The following is a 2,774-nucleotide window of genomic DNA, read 5'->3' as shown; positions in this document are numbered from 1 at the left end:
GCCGTCGAGGACGGCGACGGCGCGGTACGGATATGCGCCACGGCCCTGGAGGCGGCAGGGGCGGTCGCCGGTTGAAGGTCCGCGTCAGGCCGCGCGTCGGTTCCCCGACGGGTCCTCGCTGGACCGCCCCGCCAGTTCGAGCAGGCCGCAACACAGGGCGAAGATGACCGCCAGCGTGATGGTCCGTAATGGATAATCGACGGTCGAGTGCAGCAGTAGAACGCCGATGCCGATGCTGGCGGCGCGTTGGAGGTCTCGTTCCCGGGACGGCGGCGCCTTCCAGGCGCTCCAGCAGCGTCGGGCGTACCAGACGAGGAACGCCAGGATCACGCCGATTCCCAGCCAGCCGGCTTCCAGCCATGTCTCAAGGTACTCGTTGTGCGCCTGGTTGAAGAATGTGCTGTCCAGTTCCTCCAGCGGCTCTACCGAGCGGTATACGGCGTCGAAACTGCCCATGCCGGAGCCCAGGGGCAGGTAGGTCTGGGCGGTTTCCGCGATGAGCGGCCAGCGCTCGAACCGAACTTCAGGCGCGCCACCAGTATCGAAGCGGGCGAGGATGGGCGGAAGGGCCAGGACGGCCACCACCGTCAGCGCCGCGCCAATTGAACCGACCAGCACCAGCAGCCCGGGACCCGGCCGGCCCCGACCGGCGGCGATCCAGGCGGCCAGAAGGCTGACCACCATGACCGGCGTGAACAGGGTGATCCCCGCCCGCGAGCGGATGGCCGCGAGGGCGACAACGACCAAGCCCGCAAACAGGGCGCCGAACCACAGGGCGGAGGTCCGTCTATCCCGCCGTCTGAGCGTCGCCGCGCCGAATATGACGGCAAAGGGCAGGGTGACCAGCAGATAGGAGGCGAGATGATTGCGATTGGCGAAGAAACCTCTGACCTGACCCGCCCCGACATTCCAAAGGTAGAGATTGTCTCCGCCGCTGGCCAGCTGGGCGGCGCCGAGGAGGATTCCTGCGATGGCCGCGGCGATACAGAGCTGGACCATTTGCTCCCGCTGAGCAGGCGAAAGCGACAGCATGGCGAGAAAGAAAGCGGCGGGCGGTGCAAGCGCCAGGACTGATCCCCAGGTCCGATCGGGAGTCAGGCTCAGCGGCGCCCAGCCCGGCTCCAGCCCGGCGAGTCGCAGGGCGAACACCATCTGGTCCCTGCCGGGGAGACCGGTCCACATCGCCGGAGGGAAGGGAATCACCTGGACCAGCGGAATAGCGACAACCGCCGCCAACAGGATGAGGGCGAACCGATGCTCGCGCCACAAGCCGGTCTGGATGAGCCGCCCCGATGCCAGCACCAGAAGCGGCAGGGACGCCAGCTCCACCAAGGCCAGCCGAAGCGCATGACCCTGGCTTGCGCCGCCGAGAAGAACGGAAAGGGCCAGCAGGACCGCCGACGCTATCGCGACGGCATCCCACTGGCCCTTCCAAATCCGGTTCGGCACGCGCTACGTCAGCAATATGGCCAGCGTCGCGCGACCTTGGTTCGTCTTAGTCGCTTTCCGAGTCGTCATCGCTGGCGACCACCACCGTCGTAATGAGGACGGCGGCGCCGATCAGCAGCACCGGCAGCGGGATGCCAGCGAACTCGGAGCTGGCCCCGGCGCGGGCGCCGACCCGATCACCCACCCGGGCGACGGCGGAATTGTTGGCGGCTGCGGCCTGGCCAGCCACAAGCAGCAGGCCCGCCGTGACAGCGGCGATGGTCTTGCGCATTCGAAATCCCCTTCGTTCAGGTCATTGGTACGGGCTGGCCCGCAGTGCATCGAGAGAGGGTATAGGCGGCGAAGGTTTCAAAATCAATACATATTCGGGCCAGGGTCGTGATGTTCGGGCGACTCCGGGCCCGGGGCGCGGTTCAACCGTTCGGGGAAACGACGATCCGGTCGAACCAGACCAGGGTCGCGGACCGATGGTCGTCGGCGCGGGTCACCAGCCTCAGCCACTGCCCGGGACAGCCGTCCGGGACCTCGAACCGTCCCGACAGGGTCGTCCATCTGTTCGGAGCCGCATTGGAGACCCCGCCGGGTACAGAGGCGATCGCGTCGCCTCCGGTAGCGCAGGACAGGGTCCATGCAAGCCGGGCCGCCGGCTCGCCGGTCTCGGCCCTGACCTCGGCGGTGAATCGATAGGAACCCGGCGGCAGCGACGTCAGCTGTTCGGCGACCGTCCCGGCGGCGTAGCCGTCGTAGTCGACGCGCAAGGCCGGATTCGAGGGACGCAGATCGTCGGCCGCGATCTCCGTCCCTATGCCCGCCTTCTGGAACAGCCGCCACTGGAAGGGCTCCGGGGCCGCCGTGTCGGCGAAACCGCCATTGGTCACGGCCACGCCGGGCGGAGGGCGGTTTATCCGTGTACGGACTTCATTCAGGGCCTGAAACTGCCGCTTGTCCAGCAAGGTTCGATAGAGGCCTTGCAACTCGTCGTTGGTCAGCGGCGCGGGGCCGGCCTCGAGCAGGATCGCGAGGCTCGCGGCGAGCTGCAGCTCCTCGGGGGTCTCGCTGAGGCTACCCAGATAGGCCCCCCTCCAGGGCGGCTCGGCAGCCAGAAGACTGGCGATTACCGGCAGGGATCGCTGCGGGTCCTGGACGCCTGCAACGGTGAATAGCCGGAAGACCTGGGGCTGAATGTCCTGTCGCCGACGAACCAGCGTATCGGCGTGGGCGAAGGCCGAGCCGTAGTCGCCGCGGCGCAGGCGGCGCTCGACCAGCCAGGCGTGCGCGGGATCATCCCTCAGGCTCCAGTTGCCGGCCAGGGTCAGGATGTCGTC

The 2,774-nt window shown here is 67.9% G+C and carries 3 protein-coding genes; all 3 read right to left on the bottom strand.

Annotated elements, in window-relative coordinates; all coding sequences use genetic code 11:
• Positions 1–84 precede the first annotated feature (84 nt).
• A complete protein-coding gene (locus Q0588_RS04910) occupies positions 85–1,449 on the bottom strand; it encodes an O-antigen ligase family protein (RefSeq protein WP_298744265.1) in 1,365 nt (454 codons plus the stop codon).
• Positions 1,450–1,495: 46 nt separating this feature from the next.
• The gene (locus Q0588_RS04905; protein WP_298744263.1) at positions 1,496–1,720 is read right to left on the bottom strand and encodes a hypothetical protein; all 225 of its coding nucleotides are present in this window, start codon (positions 1,718–1,720) and stop codon (positions 1,496–1,498) included.
• 142 nt (positions 1,721–1,862) lie between these two features.
• Positions 1,863–2,774: hypothetical protein (locus Q0588_RS04900; RefSeq protein WP_298744262.1), on the bottom strand; the 912-nt coding region annotated here is incomplete at its 5' end.

This window comes from uncultured Brevundimonas sp., assembly GCF_937870815.1.
Lineage (GTDB): Bacteria > Pseudomonadota > Alphaproteobacteria > Caulobacterales > Caulobacteraceae > Brevundimonas.
The sequence above is the reverse complement of the archived record's forward strand: the minus strand, read 5'-3'. Positions and strand labels throughout refer to the sequence as shown.

Excerpts from the sequence above, each read along its gene's own strand:
- Q0588_RS04905 (WP_298744263.1), bottom strand. The coding sequence starts at position 1,720 with ATGCGCAAGACCATCGCCGCTGTCACGGCGGGCCTGCTGCTTGTGGCT.